At 66.5% G+C, this 21,160-nt stretch carries 19 protein-coding genes; 10 read left to right on the top strand and 9 right to left on the bottom strand.

Going from position 1 to position 21,160, the window contains the following annotated elements; translation table 11 throughout:
* Nucleotides 1-4: 4 nt before the first annotated feature.
* Nucleotides 5-658 carry a TetR/AcrR family transcriptional regulator gene (locus TX88_RS12965; protein WP_044517313.1) on the bottom strand — a complete coding sequence of 218 codons (654 nt, stop codon included), beginning with the start codon at nucleotides 656-658 and terminating at the stop codon, nucleotides 5-7.
* Nucleotides 659-786: 128 nt separating this feature from the next.
* On the opposite strand from TX88_RS12965, the gene TX88_RS12960 reads away from it, so the two are divergent.
* Nucleotides 787-2,268 (top strand): cytochrome P450, encoded by a 1,482-nt coding sequence (locus TX88_RS12960; protein ID WP_044517312.1) that lies wholly within the window; start codon nucleotides 787-789, stop codon nucleotides 2,266-2,268.
* Between the two features lie 87 nt (nucleotides 2,269-2,355).
* Here TX88_RS12960 and TX88_RS12955 read toward each other — a convergent pair whose 3' ends face one another.
* The gene (locus TX88_RS12955; RefSeq protein WP_044517310.1) at nucleotides 2,356-2,853 is read right to left on the bottom strand and encodes a 2-isopropylmalate synthase; all 498 of its coding nucleotides are present in this window, start codon (nucleotides 2,851-2,853) and stop codon (nucleotides 2,356-2,358) included.
* A 189-nt stretch (nucleotides 2,854-3,042) separates the two neighbouring features.
* On the opposite strand from TX88_RS12955, the gene TX88_RS12950 reads away from it, so the two are divergent.
* Complete coding sequence (locus tag TX88_RS12950) at nucleotides 3,043-3,804, top strand: sulfite exporter TauE/SafE family protein (RefSeq protein WP_044517309.1); 762 nt, start codon at nucleotides 3,043-3,045, stop codon at nucleotides 3,802-3,804.
* Nucleotides 3,805-3,821: 17 nt separating this feature from the next.
* Here the strand turns inward: TX88_RS12950 and TX88_RS12945 are convergent, their stop codons facing one another.
* Nucleotides 3,822-4,886, bottom strand: a complete 1,065-nt coding sequence (locus tag TX88_RS12945; RefSeq protein ID WP_044517308.1) for a phosphotransferase family protein — start codon at nucleotides 4,884-4,886, stop codon at nucleotides 3,822-3,824.
* 29 nt (nucleotides 4,887-4,915) lie between these two features.
* Nucleotides 4,916-5,731, bottom strand: a complete 816-nt coding sequence (locus tag TX88_RS12940) for a class I SAM-dependent methyltransferase (protein ID WP_044517306.1) — start codon at nucleotides 5,729-5,731, stop codon at nucleotides 4,916-4,918.
* 132 nt (nucleotides 5,732-5,863) lie between these two features.
* Here TX88_RS12940 and TX88_RS12935 point away from each other — a divergent pair, with 132 nt between their 5' ends.
* Nucleotides 5,864-6,538, top strand: a complete 675-nt coding sequence (locus TX88_RS12935) for a winged helix-turn-helix transcriptional regulator (protein WP_044517304.1) — start codon at nucleotides 5,864-5,866, stop codon at nucleotides 6,536-6,538.
* A gap of 4 nt (nucleotides 6,539-6,542) precedes the next feature.
* On the opposite strand, the gene poxB is transcribed toward TX88_RS12935, so the two are convergent.
* Together poxB and TX88_RS12925 are read right to left on the bottom strand one after the other, a co-directional pair.
* Entirely contained in the window at nucleotides 6,543-8,279 is a 1,737-nt protein-coding gene (gene poxB, locus TX88_RS12930) for a ubiquinone-dependent pyruvate dehydrogenase (RefSeq protein WP_044517303.1), read from the bottom strand.
* A 71-nt stretch (nucleotides 8,280-8,350) separates the two neighbouring features.
* Nucleotides 8,351-9,118, bottom strand: a complete 768-nt coding sequence (locus tag TX88_RS12925) for an SDR family NAD(P)-dependent oxidoreductase (protein WP_044517300.1) — start codon at nucleotides 9,116-9,118, stop codon at nucleotides 8,351-8,353.
* 243 nt (nucleotides 9,119-9,361) lie between these two features.
* On the opposite strand from TX88_RS12925, the gene TX88_RS12920 reads away from it, so the two are divergent.
* The 6 genes from TX88_RS12920 to TX88_RS12900 all read left to right on the top strand — a co-directional run bounded on the left by TX88_RS12920 (nucleotide 9,362) and on the right by TX88_RS12900 (nucleotide 16,092).
* A complete protein-coding gene (locus TX88_RS12920) occupies nucleotides 9,362-9,742 on the top strand; it encodes a GatB/YqeY domain-containing protein (RefSeq protein WP_044517298.1) in 381 nt (126 codons plus the stop codon).
* 21 nt (nucleotides 9,743-9,763) lie between these two features.
* Nucleotides 9,764-11,287 carry an ATP-dependent DNA ligase gene (locus TX88_RS12915; protein ID WP_044517295.1) on the top strand — a complete coding sequence of 508 codons (1,524 nt, stop codon included), beginning with the start codon at nucleotides 9,764-9,766 and terminating at the stop codon, nucleotides 11,285-11,287.
* A gap of 114 nt (nucleotides 11,288-11,401) precedes the next feature.
* Nucleotides 11,402-13,708 carry a carbon starvation CstA family protein gene (locus TX88_RS12910; RefSeq protein ID WP_044517293.1) on the top strand — a complete coding sequence of 769 codons (2,307 nt, stop codon included), beginning with the start codon at nucleotides 11,402-11,404 and terminating at the stop codon, nucleotides 13,706-13,708.
* The gene (locus TX88_RS33325; protein WP_210741831.1) at nucleotides 13,708-13,845 is read left to right on the top strand and encodes a YbdD/YjiX family protein; all 138 of its coding nucleotides are present in this window, start codon (nucleotides 13,708-13,710) and stop codon (nucleotides 13,843-13,845) included. The genes TX88_RS12910 and TX88_RS33325 overlap by 1 nt, the downstream gene beginning before the upstream one ends.
* A gap of 39 nt (nucleotides 13,846-13,884) precedes the next feature.
* Nucleotides 13,885-14,745 (top strand): SDR family oxidoreductase, encoded by an 861-nt coding sequence (locus tag TX88_RS12905; protein WP_044517290.1) that lies wholly within the window; start codon nucleotides 13,885-13,887, stop codon nucleotides 14,743-14,745.
* 60 nt (nucleotides 14,746-14,805) lie between these two features.
* Nucleotides 14,806-16,092, top strand: a complete 1,287-nt coding sequence (locus TX88_RS12900) for an amidohydrolase family protein (protein ID WP_044517288.1) — start codon at nucleotides 14,806-14,808, stop codon at nucleotides 16,090-16,092.
* Nucleotides 16,093-16,167: 75 nt separating this feature from the next.
* Here TX88_RS12900 and TX88_RS12895 read toward each other — a convergent pair whose 3' ends face one another.
* Nucleotides 16,168-17,403 (bottom strand): cytochrome P450, encoded by a 1,236-nt coding sequence (locus TX88_RS12895; protein WP_044517285.1) that lies wholly within the window; start codon nucleotides 17,401-17,403, stop codon nucleotides 16,168-16,170.
* Nucleotides 17,400-18,455, bottom strand: a complete 1,056-nt coding sequence (locus tag TX88_RS12890; protein ID WP_044517283.1) for an LLM class F420-dependent oxidoreductase — start codon at nucleotides 18,453-18,455, stop codon at nucleotides 17,400-17,402. The genes TX88_RS12895 and TX88_RS12890 overlap by 4 nt, the downstream gene beginning before the upstream one ends.
* Before the next feature lie 140 nt (nucleotides 18,456-18,595).
* Between TX88_RS12890 and TX88_RS12885 the strand changes: the two genes are divergently transcribed.
* On the top strand, nucleotides 18,596-20,092 hold the full coding sequence (locus TX88_RS12885; protein ID WP_044519362.1) for an acyl-CoA carboxylase subunit beta: 1,497 nt from the start codon (nucleotides 18,596-18,598) through the stop codon (nucleotides 20,090-20,092).
* Between the two features lie 16 nt (nucleotides 20,093-20,108).
* Here the strand turns inward: TX88_RS12885 and TX88_RS12880 are convergent, their stop codons facing one another.
* On the bottom strand, nucleotides 20,109-21,155 hold the full coding sequence (locus tag TX88_RS12880; protein WP_044517281.1) for a TIGR03857 family LLM class F420-dependent oxidoreductase: 1,047 nt from the start codon (nucleotides 21,153-21,155) through the stop codon (nucleotides 20,109-20,111).
* Nucleotides 21,156-21,160 lie beyond the last annotated feature (5 nt).

The raw sequence follows: 21,160 nt of genomic DNA, 5'->3' as shown, positions 1-21,160 counted from the left end.
GACGCTAGCCCTCCTGGCCACCCCACAGTGCGTTGAGCCACAGTCGCTCGACCACGTCGAGCGCACGGTCCGGGTCGGTGCCCCGTCCCACGAAGGCCGAGTCGTGCGACAGCGTCATCGCCGTGGTCGCAACCAGGGTCCGTACCAGCGCGGGGAGGTCGTCCGAGATCGGGCGGGCACCTGCGTCTTGTTCGACGAGGCCGACGATCTGGTCGATCACAGCGTCCTCGTAGTCGTTCATCAACTCCCGGATCTGGGCGTCGGTGTTCTGCGCGACGGTGCAGGCCGACATGATCGGGTCGTTGGTGGCGAAGACGGTTGCCGCACTGCCGACCATCCGCTTGGCGAAGGCGGCCGGTGTCTCGCCGGCGTCGCGGGGCGCGTAGTTGTGCGTCAACGCCGCGAGTTGTTCCATCGCGTCGGACACGATCACGGCCAGCACCGCGTACTTCGAATCGAAATAGAAGTAGAAGCCCGACCGGGCCACCCCGGCACGTTCGCTGATGGTGCTCACCGACAAATCGGCGAACGACTGCTCTTCGAGCAGGTCCCGCACGGCCGCGACGATGGCCTCGCGCTGCCGATCGCCCCTGCTGCGACGGGCCTGCGGACGCCCGGTGGAGCCATTGCTGCTCCCCGGTATCGATTCGGCGGTCATGGCATTAGACCTTTGCATCCACGACGCGCCAGTTCAAAACTTGACATGCGTCAAGTCTGACAGTCAGGATGGCCTCAAGTGGTGACATCGACCACACTTCGTCGGACTTTGTTGGTCAGGAGCGGCCCATGGCAACCATCAGCACCCCGAATTACCTGCTCGATCAGGCCAAGCGCCGGTTCACCCCGACGCCCAACACATTGCCGGGCATGGGTGCACTGGAAAAGCGCCTCAAGGCCAAGGACTGGGACCAGTTCGTCTTCGCCGAGCCCCCCGCCGGCAGCGGCCTCAAGCCGATCATGGGCGACTCCGGTTTGCCGATCATCGGCCACATGATCGAGATCTTCCGTGGCGGACCCGACTTCATCCTGGAGCAGTACCGCAAGAACGGTCCGCTGTACTACGCGCAATCCCCCGCCCTGTCCTCGGTGATGGCGCTGGGCCCCGACGCCACCCAGGCGGTCTTCTCCAATCGCAACAAGGACTTCTCTCAGCGCGCCTGGGACCCGGTGATCGGCCCGTTCTTCGAAGGCGGCCTGATGCTGCTCGACTTCGACGAGCACATGTTCCACCGGCGGATCATGCAGGAGGCGTTCACCCGTACCAGGCTGAGCGGCTACATCTCGCACATCGACTCGGTCGCCTCGGCCGTGCTCGCCGATGACTGGGCGGCCAACGACCCGCGGTTCCTGTTCCACCCGGCGATCAAGGAGCTCACGCTCGACATCGCCTCCGAGGTGTTCATGGGTGTCCCCGCCGGTACAGACCGGGCCCTGGTCACCACCATCAACAATGCGTTCACCACCACCACGCGAGCCGGCAACGCCATCGTGCGGACGTCGGTGCCGCCGCTGAAATGGTGGCGGGGCATCCAGGCCCGCAAGACCCTCGAGGACTACTTCGCCAGGAGCATCGGCGAGAAGCGGCGCTCGGAGAGCACCGACATGTTCAGCGTGCTGTGTCATTCCGCCGACGAGGACGGCCAGACCTTCACCGACGACCAGATCATCAGCCACATGATCTTCCTGATGATGGCGGCCCACGACACGTCGACCTCGACGATGACGACGATGGCCTACCACCTGGCGGCCAATCCGGAGTGGCAGGAGCGCCTTCGCGACGACTCCGCGCGGATCGGCGACGGGCCGTTGGACTTCGAGTCGCTGGACAAGCTGGAAACCTACGACCTGGTGATCAACGAGTCGCTGCGGATGATGACGCCGCTGCCGTTCAACTTCCGCGAGGCCGTGCGCGACACCGAGCTGCTGGGCTACTTCATCCCGGCCGGAACCAGCGTGGTGACCTGGCCCTCGATCAACCACCGGCTGCCCGAGCTGTGGACCGACCCGGACAAGTTCGACCCGGAGCGTTTCGCCGAGCCGCGCAGCGAGCACAAGAGCCACCGCTACGCGTTCGCCCCGTTCGGCGGCGGCGCGCACAAGTGCATCGGCATGGTGTTCGGCCAGCTGGAGATCAAGACCGTGATGCACCGGCTGCTGCGTCGCTACAAGCTGGAGCTCGCCAGCCCGGATTACCGGCCGCGCTACGACTACGGCGGCATGCCGGTCCCGATCGACGGCATGCCGATCGTGCTGCGCCCGCTGCACTGAGGTATTCAGTGGCCCATTGGCCAGTTGTGGCACGCTTTCCTGGAGTTTGCGTGCCACAACTGGCCATTCGGCGCCGCGCGGCCGCCTTCACGCCGCGGTCATCAGCCGATTGGCGCAGGCGATCACGGCGTACAGCGCCGACTGCTCCGGATCATCGGCGAGCCCCATGGCCCACTCGCTGTGCTGGCCGTCGCAGCCTTCGATGAACGTCGCGGTCCGACCGCCGGTGCGCAGCTGATGAAACGACATGGTCTCGACCGTGATCCCCCGCGCGTAGAGCATCTCGGTCAATGCGGCGATGGGTCCGCTCGCGGCCGCGGTCAAGGTACTGATGGTGTCGCCCAGGGCCAGCGTGGCCTGGTAGTGGCGAGCCTGCGGCCCCAGCCTGCTGGCTGAACGCTCCGTATCGGTGCAGGTCCACTGGCCCAGTTTCAACGCTCCGGGGCCGGACGCATATTCGTCCAGGAACTGGTCCCAGGAGGCGGCCTGGCCGGCTTCGCGCAGGCCACGCGGCAGCGGGTCGCTGAAATGGGCGGCGAACGACGGTGCCGAGTCGGATTGCGGTGCCGATGAAGTGAGATGCATGTGCCGGTCTTCTCTGATCAGAGGAAGTGACCGACGAAGTAGCGAACGACCCACAGCGAGGGGTCGGTCTGGTCAGACCCCGCTGCGGGTTGCTACTACAAGTCGCCTTGGCACGTTGGCGATGCTAGACGCAGCCCGCCCAGTCACGCAAACACTTTGACTCCGTAGTCTCGGCGGAGTGGGAACGGCATGAGCGTCGGTGAGGTCGTCCTGCTCGTCGTCGCCGGCATCGGTGGCGGACTCACCGGCAGTATCGCCGGGCTGGCCTCGGTGGCCACCTACCCCGCACTGCTGCTCATCGGCTTGCCGCCGGTCACCGCGAATGTGACCAACACCGTGGCGTTGGTGTTCAACGGCGTCGGTTCGGTGTGGGGGTCGCGGCCCGAGCTTGCCGGGCAGGCAGCCTGGATCAAACGGATCATTCCGGTCGCGGTGGCCGGTGGGGCACTCGGCGCGGCCCTGCTGCTGTGCACGCCGGCCGAGGGCTTCGAGAAGATCGTCCCGTTCCTGCTGGCGTTCGCGTCGGTGGCGATTCTGCTGCCGCGTGGCCGGCAGCGGGAGACACGGGTGGCCGACCATCGTGAACATCGAATCAAGGTCGCCATGGAGGCCGGCGCCATCTTCCTCATCACCATCTATGGCGGTTACTTCGGGGCCGCCGCCGGGGTGCTCCTGCTGGCGCTGCTGCTGCGGACCGGCGGCGCGACGCTCGCGCACGCCAACGCCGCCAAGAACGTGATCCTCGGTGTCGCCAATTCGGTTGCCGCGGTGGCGTTCATCGTGGTTGCCCCGGTGTACTGGCCGGCCGTCATCCCGTTGGGTGCCGGCTGCCTGATCGGCTCACGCCTGGGCCCGGTGATCGTGCGTCACGCGCCGGCCACCCCGCTGCGCTTCCTGATCGGCGCGGCCGGCGTGGCCCTTGCCGTCAAGCTCGCGCTCGACACCTACTGATTTCTCCGCGCGAGAAGTCAGCTGAACGGGTTGTCCCCCTTGGCGACCCGCGTCCCCAGCGCGAGAAGGTTCTCGGCCGAGGCATGCAGTTGCTCGCCGGCGTCGCGGCTGGCCCGCCCGGCCAGGTACCGCGACCAGGTGCCCTCGATGACGATGCCGAGTTTGAAACAGGCCAGCGCCACATACCAATCGAGCTGATCGGTCTGGCGGCCTCCCGCGGCGCGGTAGGCCTCGATGAGTTCATTGCGGTGGGCCAGACCGCCGAGGGCGGCCAGTGCCGACCCCGCATTGATCGGGTTGGGGTCGTCGGGCCAGCACACCAGCATCCACCCGAGATCGAGCAGCGGATCGCCGATCGTGCACATCTCCCAGTCGATGAACGCGGCCAGTTCGGGAGTGTCCCTGCGCAACAGGACGTTGTTGAGGTGCGCGTCGCCGTGCATGATGCCCGGTTCGGCGTCGGCCGGCCGGTTGTCCTCCAGCCATTGCGCCAGCTCCCCCACGCCCGTCAACGACTCGGGGGAATACTGCTCGTGGCGGTAGCTCTCGAGCAGCCCCAGGAATTGCGGAACCTGCCGGGCCAGAAAGGATCCTGGCCGGCGGATGGCGGCGAGTTCACTGTTCTCCCAGGCGACGTTGCCCAGTTCGGCCAGGCTCCCCGCGTACGACAGCCCGACGCGGTAGCGCAGTTCGGCATCGTCTCGGTAGGCCTGACTCACCTCGGTACCCGGGTTGAACCCGTCGACCTCCTCCATCAGGTAGAACACCACGCCGATCACGTCGAGATCGGTGCAGGCGGCGATGAAACCCGGATGCGGTACGGCCGAGCCCGCCAGGGTGCGCAGCACCGCGATCTCCCGCAGCATGGTCTTGTCACTGGTCGGCCGTGGGTGTAAAGGTGGGCGCCGCAGCACCATTCGGCGACCGTCGACGCTCATGCCCACCACGATGTTCTGGGTCCCGCCGGTCAGCGGTGCCACATCGGTCAGGGTTGTTCCGATCCGCTCATCCTGCAACCACCGCTGAATGGCGTCCTGATCGGCGGCACTGAGAGTCGGCAATTCCTGCACATCGTCGGGCATGCAGCCATGGTGCCAGCTGCCCTTCCCGCTCAGTGCACGTTCGCCAGTGTCAGCAGGTATTCCCACCGCATCGTGGAACCGCTGAGGTACCGGTCGCCGAGGGCGGCGATGTCGGCGTCCAGTGCCGCAACCCGGTCGGCATCGGCGGCGATGGCCCGGTAGGCCGAGATGGTCGGGCCGTAGTTGGCCTTGAAGTGGTCGCGGAACGCCGCGCCGTCGGGGAACAACGCGACGTCGAGTTCTCGCCGCTCGCAGGTCAACTCACCGACCCTGTCGCCCAGTAGGCCCCGCACATAGTCCTCGTCTCCCCACTTCGGCGGCGGGGACACCCCGGGCGGCGGCGCGGGCACATATGGCTTCATGGTGGCGAACAGCTGTCCGATGAACCCCTGTGGTGTCCAGGAGATCAGACCGATCCGCCCACCCGGGCGGGTGACCCGCACGAGTTCGTCGGCCGCCTGCTGATGGTGCGGCGCGAACATCACCCCGATGCAGGACAGCACGGCGTCGAAGGAATCGTCGTCGTAGGGCAACGCCTCGGCGTTGCCCTCGGCCCAGTCGATGGTCACGCCGGCGTCCGCTCCCAGCCGCCGTCCCTCTTCGACCAGTTCCGGGCACAGGTCGCTGGCGGTGACCCGCGCACCGGTCGCGGCGGCGGGGATGGCGGCGTTGCCGGTCCCGGCCGCGACGTCGAGGACTCGGTCACCGGGGCCGATGCCGCTGGCTTCGACCAGTACGGGTCCCAGTGGCCGCACGATGTTGGCGGCGATCGCCGCGTAGTCACCCAGCGCCCACAACGCCCGGTGTTTGGCCTCAAGCTCGCTGTCAGTGGTCATGGTGTTCATCGTGATCTCACTCGGTGCGGCAAATCCAGTACCAGATCTGTAGCGGCACCGGTTCTGGATCTGTACTGGCTTCCGGGCCCTGACAGCGGTGTACTTATGGCACTGCGCACTCTCCGTGGAGGTGGACCGCCGATGTCGACATATGGCCAGTTCTGTCCCGTGGCCAAGGCCATGGAGCTGCTCGACGAACGCTGGACCCTGCTCGTGGTCCGGGAACTGCTGCGGGGCAGCGCCCACTTCAACGACCTGCGCCGCGGGGTCCCGAAGATGTCGCCTGCACTGCTGTCCAAGCGACTGAAGTCGCTGACCCGAGCCGGGGTCGTCGAACGCTCCGAGATCGACGGCCGGACAAGCTATTCACTCACCGAGTCCGGGCAGGAACTGGCCGGCGTGGTCGATGCGCTCGGATCGTGGGGCGTGCGGTGGATCGGCGATCTCGGCGAGGAGGATCTCGATCCGCACCTGCTGATGTGGGACATGCGCCGCACCATTCCCATCGCCGACTGGCCCCGGTCGCGCACCACGATCGCGTTTGTTCTCGACGGCGTCGTGCCCAAGGCGTCGAGGTGGTGGCTGACAGTGAGCGACGGGCAGGCCGATGTCTGCGATTTCGATCCCGGCTACGACGTCGCCGGGACGGTGCAGACCAACCTGCGCACGTTGATCGAGATCTGGCGCGGTGACGCCGGCTGGGCCCGGGCGGTTCTCGACGGCAGCATCGCGCTGTCCGGATCCGCCGACGTCCGCCGGGCCATCCCGAAATGGCTGGGCCAGAGCACGGCGGCGGCGATTCCCCGGCCGGCCTGAGCGATCAGTCCAGGATCCGGCGGGCGACGTTGGTGGTGACGAGGTCCAGGAGTTCGTCGGCGCGACCGGCCAAGATGGTGCGGATCGCGTAGAGCGAGAAGCCCTTTGCCTGCTCGACGGTGATCGCCGGCGGTATCGACAGCTCCTGGCGCGCGGTGTGCACGTCGATCACGGCGGGGCCGTCGTGCGCGAAGGCATCGGCGATGGCGCGTTCGAGGTCCGCCGGTTCGGTGACCCGCCTGCCGAACATGCCCATGGCCTGGGCCACCGCGGCGAAATCCGGGTTGACCAGGTCGGTGCCGAACGTGACGATGCCCGCGGCCTTCATCTCGAGCTCGACGAAGTTCAGCGACGAGTTGTTGAAGACGATGAGCTTGACCGGCAGCCGGTTCTGGATCAGCGTCACCAGCTCACCGAAGAGCATGGTCAACCCGCCGTCACCGGCCAGGGCAACCACCTGCCGGCCGGGGAATGCGGTCTGTGCGCCGATCGCGTGCGGCAGTGCGTTGGCCATGGTGCCGTGGTTGAACGACCCGATCAGTCTGCGCCGCCCGTTCATGGTCAGGTAGCGGGCCGCCCACACCACCGGGGACCCGACGTCGCAGGTGAACACCGCGTCGTCGGAGGCGATCCGGTTGGCAAGCGCGGCAACGTATTCTGGCCGGATCGGGGTCTTGTCGCGATCGTTGACGGCCAGCGAGTCCAGCGTGGCACGGGTCTTGCGGTAGTGGCGCAGCGACCGGTCCAGGTGGTCCCGGTTGCCCTTGGGCCGCAGCAGCGGCTGCAGCACGGGCAGGGTGTCGGCGACGCTGCCGCGCAGGCCGAGGTCGATCGGGGTGCGCCGGCCGAGGTTGCGGCCGCGGATGTCGACCTGGATGACGGTGGCGCCCTCGGGATAGAACTGTTGATACGGGAAGTCGGTGCCCAGCATCAGCAGGGTGTCGGCTTCTTTGATGGCCTTGTAACCGGAGGCGAAACCGAGGAGTCCGGTCATCCCGACGTCGAACGGGTTGTCGTACTCGATGAGTTCCTTGCCCCGCAGCGCGTGAACGATCGGGGCCTGCAGGGTGGACGCCAGTTCGATCAGGGCGTCGTGCGCACCGGCAACACCAGCGCCGCCCAGGATGGTGACGCGCTCGGCGGCGTTGAGGATGTCGGCGGCCCGGCGCACCGACTCGTCGTCCGGACGCACGATCGACCGGGTGGGTCGCACCGGACGGGTGGTCCAGCCGGTCTCCCCCGCGCGTTGCAGAAAGATCTCACCGGGGATGACGACGACGGCCACCCCGTTCTCCTCGACGGCTGCCCGCATCGCCATCTCGAGGATGCGGGGTGCCATCTCGGGAGTGCTGACCAGTTCGCAGTACACACTGCACTCGCGGAACAGGTCCTGGGGATGGGTTTCCTGGAAGTACTCCGACCCGATCTCGGTGCGCGGAATGTGGGCGGCGATGGCCAGCACGGGGACGCGGCTGCGCTGCGCGTCGAACAGTCCGTTGATCAGGTGCAGATTGCCCGGCCCGCAGCTACCCGCACACACGGCCAGTTGCCCGGTCAGCGCGGCGTCAGCGGCCGCGGCGAACGCGGCGGTCTCCTCGTGGCGGACGTGCTGCCAGCTGATGTCGCCACTGCGCCGGATGGCATCGGTGAATCCGTTGAGGCTGTCACCGGGAAGGCCGTAGACCCGCCGTACCCCGCTCAATGTCAGTGCGGAGATGACTTGGTCTGCAATCGTCGCCATGACGCCTCCCGGTATGCGATTCCGGCGTGATCGGTGACGCGGGCGCGCCCTCGATCACGCCGGAATTCACTCTACTTGGGGGCGAAACGCTGTCCGGCGTCCAAACGCAGGCACTGGCCGTTGAGCATCGGGTTCTCGGCGATCGCCACGGCGAGCTTGGCGTACTCCTCGGGCTTACCCAGACGCTTGGGGAACGCGGCGTCCTTGGTCAGCACCGCGGCGAACTCGTCCGGGATGCCTTCGGTCAGGCCGGTGGCGAACAGGCTCGGCGCGATGGCCAGCACGCGGATCCCCAGGCTGCCCAGGTCGCGCGCCATGGTCAGGCACATCCCGGCGATGGCGGCCTTGGACGCGGTGTAGGCGACCTGACCGATCTGACCCTCGAACGCCGCGATCGAGGCGGTGTTGATGATGACGCCGCGCTCTTCGGCCTCGGCATCGACCGGCTCGTTCTTGCTCATGTGCCAGGCCGCCAGCCGGCTGATGTTGAACGTACCGATCAGGTTGAGGTCGATGGTGGAGCGGAACGAGTCCAGGCTGTGCGGACCGTCCTTCTTGATGGTGCGCTCGCCGATGCCGCCACCTGCCGTGGTCACGATGATGTGCAGGCCACCCAGGGCGGCCACGGCCTCTTCCAGCACCTTTTCGGTGCCGTCGAAGTCGGTGACGTCGACGGGGAGGAACGAGCCGCCGATCGCGTCGGCCACTTCCTGTCCTTTGGACTGCGGCCGGTCGAGCACGGCCACGCTGGCGCCACGCTTGGCCAATGCCTCAGCGGTGGCCCGGCCGAAGCCCGACGCGCCGCCGACGACGATCGCCTTCTTGCCTTCGATCTCCATCTAGCTTCCTTTCCAAAAATGACCGAAATCGTAAAGCAACCTATCCCATCGACCCTTCCCGTAAGCCTTTCGGGTTCCCCTTGCTGTTCCCTTCTGCTCCCGTGCTGCTCCCTTCTGCACCGCGAGCGACCGTGTCTGTACGCCGACACGCCGCATTTTGCGTACCGCCGCGGTCGCTCGCGGTGCAGAGAGCGTGCGTAAATCCCTCGACGCCACCCCGCAACCCCGTTAAGTTCGCCTGCCATGACACCTGCCCAGCACTGGCGCGACCACCTGCGCGAGTCCCTGCTGTCGGCGCGCAAGTCCCGCGACACCGCCGGCGTCACCGCCATCCGGTCGGCGCTGAGCGCCATCGACAACGCGGAGACGCCGCAGGCCGACCAGACCGATACCCGCATCGGTGGAGCGATCGCGGGCGCGGTGTCCGGCGTGGGCTCGACCGAGGTCGCCCGCCGGACGCTCAGCGATGGTGAGATTCGCGGCCTCATTCAGGCCGAGGTCGATGAACGACTCACGGCAGCAGACCAATACATCGCGCACGGGCATCACGAACGGGCAGCTGACCTGCAATCGCAGGCCGCCGTCCTGACACAGGTGCTCGGCCAAACGCCGGAGGTTGTCTGAGCCCCGTGGCACGCTGAGGGCGTGTTGCTCGCCGACGTCGCCGCCGCCTCTGCCGACATCGCGGGGACGTCGGCGCGGCTGGCCAAGATCGACCGCATCGCCGCCCTGCTGTCGGTGGCCGCCGCCGAGGGCGATGCCCGGACGGTGGCGGTCACGGTGTCCTGGCTGTCCGGGGAACTCCCCCAACGCCAGATCGGTGTCGGGTGGGCGGCGCTGCGTTCACTGCCCGCACCTGCAGAAGACCCAGCGCTGACGGTTGACGGGGTCGACGCGCGGTTCACCCGCATCGGCACGGTCTCCGGCAAGGGCTCTCAGGCGCAGCGTGCCGAGTTGGTGCGTGACCTCTTCGCCACGGCCACCGACGCGGAACAGACCTTCCTGCGCCGGCTCCTGGGCGGCGAGCTGCGCCAGGGCGCCCTGACCGGGGTGATGGCCGACGCGGTGGTCCGGGCTTCGGGCATACCGGCGGCCGAGGTCCGGCGCGCGGCGATGCTCGCCGGTGATCTGCCCGCCGTGGCCGCCGTGGCGCTGACCGGTGGCCGTACCGCCTTGGCCGAGTTCCAGTTACAGGTCGGGCGCCCGGTCGGGCCGATGCTCGCGCAGACCGCGACCGGTGTCGCCGACGCGCTCGAACGGCTCGGCGGTACAGCGATTCTGGAGGCCAAGCTGGACGGCGCCCGCGTGCAGATCCACCGCAAGGGATCGGAGGTGTCGGTGTTCACGCGCAGCCTCGACGACGTCACCCACCGACTGCCCGAGGTGGTCGAGGCGACGCTGGCACTGGCCGCCACCGATCTGATCGCCGACGCCGAGGCCATCGCTCTGCGTCCGGACAACCGCCCGCACCCCTTTCAGGTCACCGCCGCCCGGTTTGGCCGCAAGACCCCCAAGGATCTCGAACCGTTGTCGGTGTTCTTCTTCGATCTGCTGCACGTCGACGGTCAGGACCTGCTCGATCTGCCCACCGAACAGCGGCTGGCCGCCCTCGACGCACTGGTACCGCAGGACCGGCGCGTCGATCGCGTCGTCACCGCCGACCCCGCCGTCGCACAACAGTTCCTCGACCGGACTCTGGCCGCCGGGCACGAGGGAGTGATGGCGAAGGCGCCGACGGCACCGTACGAGGCCGGCCGCCGCGGGGCCGGCTGGCTCAAGGTCAAGCCCATACACACGCTCGATCTGGTGGTGCTGGCCGTCGAGCGGGGTTCGGGGCGGCGCACCGGCAAGCTCTCCAACATCCATCTGGGCGCGCGCGATCCGGACACCGGCGGATTCGTGATGCTGGGCAAGACGTTCAAGGGCATGACCGACGCGATGCTGGCATGGCAGACCGAGCGGTTTCACGAACTGCAGGTCGACGACGACGGCTGGGTGGTCACGGTCCGGCCCGAGCAGGTGGTCGAGATCGCCTTCGACGGCGTCCAGCGGTCGAGCCGGTACCCGGGCGGCGTCGCGCTGCGCTTCGCCAGGGTGCTGCGCTACCGGGACGACAAGACCCCGGATCAGGCGGACACGATCGATACCGTGCGCGCATTCCTCACCTGACCTGCCCACGGTTTCCCGGCTACGGTTCGGAAACCGGGATTCGATGCCGCGCGGTTTGGCTCGATGAAAAGATCACACACGACGCGTACGACACTGGGCGAGCGAGGAGAAACCGTGGCAACACCGGATGCCCCACCGGCGGATCGGATCGAGGAGCACGACGGCGACATCACCTATGTCCGCACCGACAAAGACCTCCCGCCGGTGGCGATCATCGACCGGTCGCCGATCACCGCCAAGCACAAGGCGATCTTCGCGGCCATCGCGGTGCTGGGCGCCGTCGCCTGGGCGGTGATCGCCTTCTTCCGCGGTGAGACTGTCAACGCGGTCTGGTTCGTGATCGCCGCGATCTGCACCTACATCATCGGCTTCCGGTTCTACGCCCGGTTGATCGAGATGAAGATCGTCCGGCCACGCGACGACAATGCCACTCCGGCAGAGCTTTTCGAGAACGGCACGGATTACATGCCGACGGACCGGCGCGTGCTGTTCGGTCATCATTTCGCCGCGATCGCCGGCGCCGGGCCGCTGGTCGGTCCGGTACTGGCGATGCAGATGGGCTATCTGCCCGGCACCATCTGGATCATCGTCGGCGCCGTCGTGGCCGGCTGTGTCCAGGACTACCTCGTACTGTCCATCTCGGTGCGCCGGCGCGGCCGCTCACTGGGTCAGATGGCGCGCGACGAGCTCGGCGTGGTCGGTGGCGTTGCGGCTATCGTCGGCGTGCTGGTGATCATGGTGATCCTTCTGGCGGTGCTGGCCCTGGTGGTGGTCAACGCACTGGCCGAAAGCCCCTGGGGCGTCTTCTCGATCGCGATGACCATCCCGATCGCCATCTTCATGGGGTTGTATCTGCGCTTCTTCCGGCCCGGCCGGGTGTCGGAGGTGTCCCTCATCGGCGTGGCCCTGCTGCTGCTCGCGGTGATCTCCGGCGGCTGGGTGGCCGAAACCTCCTGGGGTGTCGACTGGTTCACGCTCTCGAAAGTCACCCTGTCGTGGTGCATCATCATCTACGGCCTGGCGGCCTCGGTGTTGCCGGTGTGGTTCCTGCTGGCCCCGCGTGACTACCTGTCGACGTTCATGAAAGTCGGCACCATCGCCCTGCTTGCCGTCGGCATCCTCATCGCGCGGCCGGTGATGCAGGCTCCCGCCATCTCGCAGTTCGCCACCAGCGGCACCGGCCCGGTGTTCGCCGGCTCGCTGTTCCCGTTCCTGTTCATCACCATTGCCTGCGGCGCACTGTCGGGCTTTCACGCGCTGATCTCCTCGGGCACCACGCCCAAGCTGCTGGAGAAGGAAAGCCAGATGCGGCTGATCGGCTACGGCGGCATGCTCACCGAATCGTTCGTCGCGATCATGGCCCTGATCACCGCGGCCATCCTCAATCAGCACCTGTACTTCGCGATCAACGCGCCGACGGCGGCCACCGGGACGACCGCGCAGACCGCGGCCGACTACGTCAACGGCCTTGGCCTGTCGGGTCAACCGATCACCGCGCAGGAGATCACCGCGGCCGCCGAGGGCGTCGGTGAGCATTCGGTCGTGTCGCGCACCGGCGGTGCACCCACGCTGGCCTTCGGCATGTCCGAGGTACTGCACCAGGTGTTCGGCGGAGAAAGCCTCAAGGCGTTCTGGTACCACTTCGCGATCATGTTCGAGGCCTTGTTCATCCTCACCACGGTCGACGCCGGCACCCGCGTCGCGCGGTTTATGCTCTCCGACGGCCTGGGCAATTTCGGTGGGCCGCTGAAGAAGCTGCGCGATCCCAGCTGGCGGGTGGGCGCATGGGCCTGCTCGATCATCGTGGTCGCCGCGTGGGGTTCGATCCTGCTGATGGGTGTCACCGACCCGCTGGGCGGCATCAACACATTGTTCCCGCTGTTCGGCATCGCCAACCAGCTACTGGCGGCGATCGCGCTGACAGTGGTGACCGTGGTGGTGATCAAGCGCGGACTGGTGAAGTGGGCGTGGATTCCCGGTGTTCCGTTGCTGTGGGATCTGACGGTGACGATGACGGCGTCGTGGCAGAAGATCTTCTCCGCCGACCCGAAAGTCGGGTACTGGAAGCAGCACTCGCAGTACGTCGCGGCCCAGGAGGCGGGCAAGTCATCGTTCGGAGCCGCCAAGAACCCCGACCAGATCGACGCGGTCATCCGCAACACCTTCATCCAGGGCACCCTGTCGGTGGTGTTCGCGGTGCTGGTGCTGATCGTGTTCATCGCGGGCGTGGTGATGGCGCTGCGGGCGCTGCGTGGCGCCGGCCGCCCGCTGGCGGTCGACGAGGAGGTGCCCTCGCGCATCTTCGCACCGTCCGGACTGATCGCCACACCGGCCGAGAAGGAGGTGCAGAAGCAGTGGGACGCCTTACCCGGAGCACACGCCAGGCCGCACGCCACGTCGGGTGGTACTGGTCAACATTGATGGGCGACAACCACTATCGGCGCTACGTCGCACATCGGGAGCTGACCCACCCGGGTGAGCCGGTGCTGTCCGAGCGGGATTACTGGAAGATGCGGCACCGCAACACGGAGGCCGATCCGGGCGCGCGCTGCTGCTGAGACGAGAGTGCTGAATGCGCATACTGTAACCTATTCAGTATGTCGCTTTCCGGGAAGACGCTGTTCATCTCCGGCGCCAGTCGTGGTGTCGGGTTGGCCATCGCCAAGCGCGCCGCCGCCGACGGGGCCAACGTCGCGCTGATCGCGAAAACCGCGGAACCGCACCCCAAACTTCCCGGCACCATCTACACCGCCGCCAAAGAGATCGAGGAAGCCGGCGGGCACGCCCTGCCGATCGTCGGCGACATCCGCGACGGGGACACCGTGACCGAGGCCGTGGCCAAGGCGGTCGCACAGTTCGGCGGCATCGACATCTGCGTCAACAACGCCTCGGCCATCAACACGGGCTCCATCGAGGAAGTGCCGCTCAAGCGCTTCGACCTGATGAACGGCATCCAGGTCCGTGGCACCTACGCGGTGTCGCAGGCCTGCATCCCGCACATGAAAGGTCGCGAGAATCCGCACATCCTGACGCTCTCGCCGCCACTTCGGCTCGAGCCGAAGTGGCTTGCGCCGACGGCCTACATGATGGCGAAGTTTGGGATGTCGTTGTGCGCGTTGGCACTTGCCGAAGAGCTCCGACCGTACGGGATCGCGTCGAACACACTGTGGCCGCGCACCTCGGTGGCCACCGCGGCCATCCTCAACCTGCGTGGCGGCGAAGAGTCGATGAAGCGCTCCCGACGCCCCGAGGTGTACTCCGATGCCGCCTACGCGGTGCTCAACCGGCCCTCACGCGACTTCACCGGTCGCAGCCTGTTGTGCGAGGACGTGCTGCTCGAATCGGGCGTCACCGACCTCTCGGTCTATGACTGCGTACCCGGCGCCGATCTTCGTGTCGACCTGTGGGTCGACACAGCCGATCCGCCCGGATACGTAGGCCCAACTCCGGGCCGATAATCCAGCATCAAGGCTAAACTGTGAGCCATACGGTAAGGCAGTCGTGAATGGAGCGCGTTCGTGAATAAAGACGACATGATCCTGATCAGCGTGGACGATCACATCGTCGAACCACCTGACATGTTCAAGAATCACCTTCCGAAGAAGTACGCCGACGAGGCACCGCGCCTGGTGCACAACCCCGACGGCAGCGACACCTGGCAGTTCCGTGACATCGTCATCCCCAACGTCGCGCTGAATGCGGTGGCCGGCCGCCCCAAGGAGGAGTACGGCCTGGAACCCCAGGGCCTCGACGAGATCCGCAAGGGCTGCTACAACGTCGACGAGCGCGTCAAGGACATGAACGCCGGCGGCATCCTCGGCTCGATCTGCTTCCCGTCCTTCCCTGGTTTCGCCGGCCGGTTGTTCGCCACCGAGGATCCGGAGTTCTCCCTGGCCCTGGTCCAGGCCTACAACGACTGGCACATCGACGAATGGTGCGGCGCCTACCCGGCCCGCTTCATTCCGATGGCGCTCCCGGTCATCTGGGATGCCGAGGCATGTGCCGCCGAGGTCCGCCGGGTGTCCAAGAAGGGCGTGCACGCCCTGACGTTCAGCGAGAACCCGGCCGCGATGGGCTACCCCAGCTTCCACGACGACTACTGGACTCCGCTGTGGAAGGCGTTGTGCGACACCAACACCGTGCTCAACGTGCACATCGGATCTTCGGGCAAGTTGGCCATCACCGCACCCGACGCACCGCTGGACGTGATGATCACGCTGCAGCCGATGAACATCGTGCAGGCCGCCGCGGATCTGTTGTGGTCCAAGCCCATCAAGGACTACCCGGATCTGAAGATCGGCTTGTCCGAGGGCGGCACGGGCTGGATTCCGTATTTCTTGGAACGCGTCGACCGCACCTACGAGATGCACTCGACCTGGACGCACCAGAACTTCGGCGGGAAGCTTCCCAGCGAGGTGTTCCGTGAGCACTTCCTGACCTGCTTCATCTCCGATCCGGTCGGCGTCGCGCTACGCGACAAGATCGGCATCGACAACATCAGCTGGGAGGCCGATTACCCGCACAGCGACTCGATGTGGCCGGGCGCCCCCGAGGAGCTGTGGGACGTGCTGACCGAGAACAACGTGCCCGACGACGAGATCAACAAGATGACGCACGAGAACGCCATGCGCTGGTACTCGTTCGATCCGTTCACGCACATCTCGCGGGAGCAGGCCACCGTCGGTGCGCTCCGCAAAGCCGCTGAGGGTCATGACGTTTCGATCCAGGCGCTGAGCCACCACGAGCAAGGCACCCGCGGCGATGCGCTTCATGCCGCGGCCAGGGGCAACTCGGGAAGCGAGTAGGCAACTCCGCCTCGAGACAGAAGTCAGGGCTGCTGACCCTTCCAGTTAGCAGCCCTGATTGCTGTTTCGCAGCTCCTAGCGCAGTGAGTACCGCACCGGCAGGTGCTTGAGACCGCCGACGAACGTGGTGGCCATGTGCTGCGGTTCGCCGGCGAGCTCTGCGGAGCGCAACCGCGGTAGCAGCTCGGAGAAGAAGCTGTTGATCTCCAACCGGGCCAGTGCGGCACCGAGGCAGAAATGCACACCGTAGCCGAACGCGATGTGTTTGTTGGGATCCCGTCCGACGTCGAAGCGGAACGGATCGACGAAGACGTCCTCGTCGCGGTTCCCTGAGACATAGGACAGCAGTACCGACTCGCCCTTGGCGATGCGTACACCGCGAATCTCGTAGTCCTGTTGCGCGGTACGCATGAACTCCTTGACCGGTGTCGTCCACCGGACCATCTCCTCGACCGCCAGCGGCATCAGACTCATGTCGTTCTGCAGCCGGGCCAGCTGGTCGGGATTCTGCAGCAGCGCGTGCATACCGCCGGAAATGCTGGCACTGCTGGTGTCGTGGCCGGCAGCGGCGATGATCGCGTAATAGGAAACCGTGTCGATATCGGACAGCGGCTCCCCGTCCAGGGTGGCGTTGGCGATCGTCGAGGCCAAATCTTCGGTCGGATTCGCCCTGCGCGAGGCGGTCAGTTCGGTGAAGTACTGGAACATTTCGAGCAGCGCCATGCCCTGCTCTTCCATGCTGGTGCCGCGCTTGTACTCGTCGTCGTCGCTGCCGAACAGCTCCTGGGTGAGCTTGAGCATGAACGCGAAGTCGGACTCGGGCACACCGAGCAGCGTCATGATCATGTACAGCGGGTAGTTCACAGCGACCTGCTGCACGAAATCGCATTCCGGCCCCTCGTCGACCATTCTGTCGACGAACTGCTTGGCCAGTTCATCGGCGCGATCCTTCAACGCGCGCATGGCCTTCGGCCGAAACCAGTTGGCTCCGATGGCCCGCAGGTCGCGGTGCAGCGGGTCGTCCGTGTGGATCAACGTCCGGATGCCGATCGCGGCCTGCTGCTCGTCGCCCTCGCGGGTGACCAGAACCGGGCGCGGCGAGTTGGTGAAGATGTCGTTGGCACGCTCGATCTCCATGATGTCCGCATGCTTGGTGATCGCCCAGAAGGGGGCATAGTCGGGTACCTCGACCCAGGACACCGGGGCGTTGGCCCGGAGGTGGGTCAGGTCCGCGTGAAGTGTCACCTCGTCGGCGTACGCCGCCGGGCTGGCGAACATCTTGGCGACATCGTCGATCGTGCGGACGGTCATACGTTGCTCCTCACTGGCGGGCATTCGCGAAACTCCTGCAGCACCGCGTTGACGGTTTCCGGGGACACGGCGACGGGAAAACCTGGCAGCACGCGGTCGATGACACCGTCGCAGCGGCGCCGCAACGTCGCAGCCAATTCGGGGATCGGGGCGACGACGGCGAAGGTGCCGAGCACTTCGTCGTCGATCAGATCGCCCATCGCATCCCACTGGCCGTCCAGCGACAGCCGGTGCAGATCGGTGTGCAGATCACCCCAGCCGTGCAGTTCCAGGACTTTGCGGTAGGCCGGTGTCGAGCCGTAGAACGCGAGCTGTTTGCGGGTCGCGACCGAAGCCGCGGCCATCTCCTGTTCGTCGGCGCCGGTGACCACGAAGACGGGGCAGGACAACTCGAAGTCGGCGCGATCACGCCCGCTGCGGTCCATTCCGCGCTGCAACGCCACCGTGGTCACCTCGTCCAGATAGCGCCGAGTGGTGAACGCGTGGGCCAGCAACCCATCGGCCACCTCACCGCACACTTCGGTCATCAGTTCGCCGACCGCGGCCAGGAACACCTCGGGGAAGGGCAGGGCCGACGGCTCCGGGGTGAACATCGGCGTCATGATCTTGTGGGTGTAGAACTCGCCCTCGAACCTCAGCTTGGTGCCGTCGCGCCAGCAGCCCCAAATCGCATGCAGCGCTTCGATGTACTCGCGCATGCGGCGCGCCGGGTGACTCCACGGCATGCTGAAACGCTTCTCGATGTGCGGCTGGATCTGGGTGCCCAGTCCGAGGATGAAACGTCCGCCCGAGTAGTTCTGCAGATCCCAGCCCAGCTGGGCAGTGGTCATCGGGTTGCGCGCGAAGGCCACCGCGATGCTGGTGCCGATCTGAATCCGCTCGGTGTGCTCGGCCGCGATCGCCAGGGGCAGGAACGGGTCGTGGTTGATCTCGCCCGTCCAGCACCCGTCGTAGCCGTGAGCTTCCAGCTCACGGGCGGTGTCCGGAACTTCGGCCAGCCGGCTGGGGATGCCGCGGTCGACTTTGACAGCGCGGGGAACGGGGTCACTCATCGGCGACGCATTCCTTTGCCAGCGTGTTTCACCATGCGCAAAACGAGCACCCGAACGACGCTACAGTAAGCAATTCAGTATGGTCAACGGCGGTAGGCTTGTGCACCCAGGCGCGAACGCTCGACAAGAAGGACGGCGGCATGACGAACGACCCGGAGTGGAAAGAGACACTTGAGGATCTCGCCAACCGACGTGAACGTGCGTACGGCATGGGCGGAGCCGAACGGCTGGCCAAGCACCACGGCAAGGGCAAGCTCGACGCGCGCGCCCGGATCGCCCGCCTTCTCGATCCCGACACCTTCCAGGAATTCGGCACCCTGGTCGGCGGTGACATCGCCTCCGACGGTCTGGTGGCGGGCGCCGGCCGAATCGACGGCACGCCGGTGATGGTGGGTGCCGAGGATTTCACCACCCTGGCCGGCAGCATCGGCCCGGGCGGCAATGCCAAGCGGTACCGGCTCGCCGAGTTGGCGCTGCGCAACAAGATTCCACTCGTGATGCTGTTGGAGGGCGCGGGTTTTCGCCCGAGCGGGGAGCACTACGGACGCACCCCCACTGATCTGATCGCGCAGGCGAAGTGCTCCGGAAAGGTGCCCACCGTATCGGCCATCCTCGGCCCGTCGGCCGGCCACGGCGCGCTGGTGGCCCCGGTATGCGACTTTTCGATCATGAGCCGTCAGGGGGCGATCTTCACCGCCGGCCCGCCGGTCGTGAAAGAGGCTACCGGCGAGGAGATTTCGAAGGAGGACCTCGGCGGTCCGGGTGTGGCGCTACCGAGTGGGGTGATCCACAACTACGCCGAGGACGACGAGACGGTCATCGACGACATCCGGCGCTACCTGTCCTATTTCCCGTCGAGCGCATGGTCGTATCCACCGACCCGACTCGCCGATGACACGGCTGATCCTCGACTCACCCCGGAAATCCTCGACATCGTGTCCCGCGACAACCGCCAGATCTACGACATGCGTGCGGTCCTCGATGAGATCTTCGATCGTCCCGACTGGTTCGAGGTGCAGCCCAAGTTCGGCCGGGCGATCATCTGTGCGCTGGCCCATCTCGGCGGTTATCCCGTCGCCGTGGTGGCCAATCAGCCACAGGTGGTGGCCGGTTCGATCGATGCCGACGCTGCCGACAAGGCCGCGCATTTCATCACCGTGGCCGATTCGTTCCATCTGCCGATCGTGTTCCTCGCCGACAATCCGGGAATGCTGCCGGGTAGTCATTCCGAGCGCACCGGGGTGCTGCGTAGCGGTGCGCGGATGTTCGCTGCCCAGACCGCCGCGACGACGCTCAAGCTGCACGTGACGCTGCGCAAGGCGTTCGGATTCGGCTCGATGGTGATGTCTCTGTTGGGTTTTGACGATCAGGTGGCGACGTTCGCCTATCCAGGTGCCACCATGGGCGCGATGGGCGCGGCGGCACTCAGTGCCGCGACCCATGCCGGCGAGGATTACACCGAGGTGCTCAAGCGGATGGAGCTGGAGGCGTCCTTCCGGTCGGCGGGTCACCTCGGCTTCGATGAGCTCATCTCCCCCGAGGAGACCCGCAACGCGCTTCTGGTCACCCTGCAGCACGGCATCTTCAGCCGTCAGGCGGTGGCCGAGCCGGTGTCCCGCACCCTGATCATGCCGTGACCGCGGCCCAGCGTCCCTACTGTCGGGTGGCCCGGTATTCGGCGACGATCGGCTCGAGCTCGTCCGGGGTGGCCCCGTGCATGATCACCGCATCGGCGCCGTAGTCGAACTCCTTGCGGATGCGGTCCACACACTGACGTGACGATCCGGTGGCCGACGGCTCCAGCCACTCGTCGGGGATCAGGGTCGCGATGTGTTCGATCTGTTCGGCGCTGGCCTTGTGGTCGATGCCGCCCGGGATCGAGGTGACGACGGAGTCTTCCCGGAAGCGTTGCAGCACGGCGGGATCCCAGTTGTTCGTGCTGACCAGCAGGTCGCCGTAGCCCTGCAGGTAGGTGGCGAGCCGGGCCACGGTCTTCTTGAGCCGCAGTTCCTCGGGCAGGTGGTCGCCCACGGTGGCGAAGCACGACCAGACCCGGACGCTCGCCGGATCACGGCCGGCCTGCTCGGCGGCTTCCTTGACAGTCTTCACCGCGCGCTGCAGCGTCTCCGGGGTGAAGTAGGTGTGCAGGATGACGTCGTCGAACTCGCGCCCGCCCAACGCCAGCGTCTGCGGTCCGAAGGCCACGATCGCCAGGCGGATGTCCTCGTTGAAGTCGGGGTCGAGGAACAGCACCTGGTACTTGCCGATCGGCCCGTCGTGGTTGAAAACCACCTCGCCGTGCCACAGCCTGCGCATGACCTGCGCGAAGTCCTCCATCTGCGCGGTGGTCACCGCGGGCACCCCGAACGCGTTGTACATGGCCGCAACACCGCGGCCGATGCCGAGGGTGAACCGGCCCCGCGACAGCCGGTGCATCGTGGTGGCCCACGATCCGGTGATCAGCGGATGGCGGGTGTTGTGATTGGTTGCGGCCGTGGCGATCTGCATGCGTTCGGTCACCGCGCAGGCGGCGCCGACGAGCGAGGATGCTTCCTTGACGTTCCACCGTTCAGAGATGAACGCGGTACCGAAGCCGAGCTCCTCACCACGGCGCGCCTCGTCCATCAGCGTGGCCGGGCCCTCACCGCCCGCACCGGCCAACAGGTAGTAGCCAAGTTCGTCGAGAACCGGTTCTGACATTCGAA

The sequence above is a fragment of the Mycolicibacterium septicum DSM 44393 genome (assembly GCF_000455325.1).
In the GTDB taxonomy this organism is placed as follows: domain Bacteria; phylum Actinomycetota; class Actinomycetes; order Mycobacteriales; family Mycobacteriaceae; genus Mycobacterium; species Mycobacterium septicum.
The sequence above is the reverse complement of the archived record's forward strand: the minus strand, read 5'-3'. Positions and strand labels throughout refer to the sequence as shown.